Below are 1,462 nucleotides of genomic sequence, written 5' to 3'. Positions count from 1 at the left end.
GTTAGTGTAAAATAGTTCTCGGTTAGTGATATCATTTCGTTTTCTAGACAAAAAGAAACGAGACCTTTAATCTAGTAGTTACCACACCAGTAGAAAAGAGGCCTCGTTATGAATCATATAATATCACAAATAGTTGAACTCTGGAAGAACGAAGAATCAGTTATTGATATAGAAAACAATTTAAACCTTTGGTTTCAAGGTTGGAATGAATGGTTAATGCAACATGCCATAGAGAGAATAGATAAAGAACTTTACCAGCAGTATAAACATAAAGGCTGGCATGTAGACAATATTGAACCTCGAACTGTTCAATTTATATTTGGTAAGATCACTTACTATCGGAGACGACTAAAAAAGGAAGGGCAACCATCATTTATTGCTTTGGATGAAGCCTTAGGCTTACAAAAGTATAAGCGCTACTCTCCTAACACTCAAAAGGTTATGGCTCAATTGGGGGCTAATATGCCTTATAGACAAGCCAAAAAGTCTCTTCTGATAAGTAGTTCTGTGACAGCTAGCCATTCTACCATTCACCGTGTAACGCAAGAGGTTGGAGAAAAGGTTCAACACTATCTGTCTAAATATAACTATAAATCAAATCTTCCTAAGACTAAGCGAAAGAAGGTAAAAGCATTATATATTGAAGGTGATGGTTTGCTTGTCAAAGGAAGGCAAGGCGACTCTCCGACCATTCATCGCGTCATCGTACATGAAGGTATTGATAAAAAGAAGCAGAGACATACGCTTATAAACAAGATGGCATTTTCAAGTTTAGATTCTAGTAAAGATGCTTTTAAGCAAGCTGCTCATTACTTAAATCAAGTCTATGACTTGAAAGAGACACTTGTCATCACAAACAGTGATGGAGGAAGTGGATATGAAAAAGATAAATTTGACACTATCGTTGGCTATTGTCATCGGCATGAACATTTTAGAGATACCTACCACGTCTATCGAAAATTAAAAGAACGTTTATCTTTCGATAAAAAAACGGAAGGATTAATGATAAAGGCTGTAAAAAAACATGACTGGTCATTAGTGGAATCCGTTTGTGCAACAGCTGAAAGCAGATTGATAGACATACCAGAAGAAAGCAAAGCAATACGTGAAGATCAAATTGAAAAACTGAAAAAATATTTGTATAGAAATTGGGAATACATCAAAAGCTTTAAACAACGTGATCTCCCCCTGTCCGATGGGACAGGCGTTTGTGAAACTGGACATCGTGTGTATAGTTACCGGACGAAAAGACAGGGACGTAGTTGGACAAAATCAGGTGTAGCTAATGTCGTAGCATTACTAACAGCAGAGCAAAACAGTCTTCTGGAAAAAGCTTTGACCACAAAAGTTGATTCTATCGTTGAACCGTTAGGTGAAGATCTTAAGGGAGCAGTCCGTCAGGCTTTGAAAAAGCCTCGTTCAACCACACACACTGTTCAAACTGGGAAAATATCCAACTTTG

At 37.3% G+C, this 1,462-nt stretch carries 1 protein-coding gene; it reads left to right on the top strand.

The window, feature by feature from the left end; genetic code table 11:
- Positions 1-108 precede the first annotated feature (108 nt).
- Positions 109-1,462 (top strand): ISLre2 family transposase (locus tag BM049_RS11705; protein ID WP_091531942.1); only part of this gene is annotated, 1,354 nt, incomplete at its 3' end.

Source organism: Alkalibacterium subtropicum, from assembly GCF_900112455.1.
Lineage (GTDB): Bacteria > Bacillota > Bacilli > Lactobacillales > Carnobacteriaceae_A > Alkalibacterium > Alkalibacterium subtropicum.
Note: the sequence above shows the minus strand (reverse complement) of the source record. Positions and strands in the feature narration are given on the sequence as shown.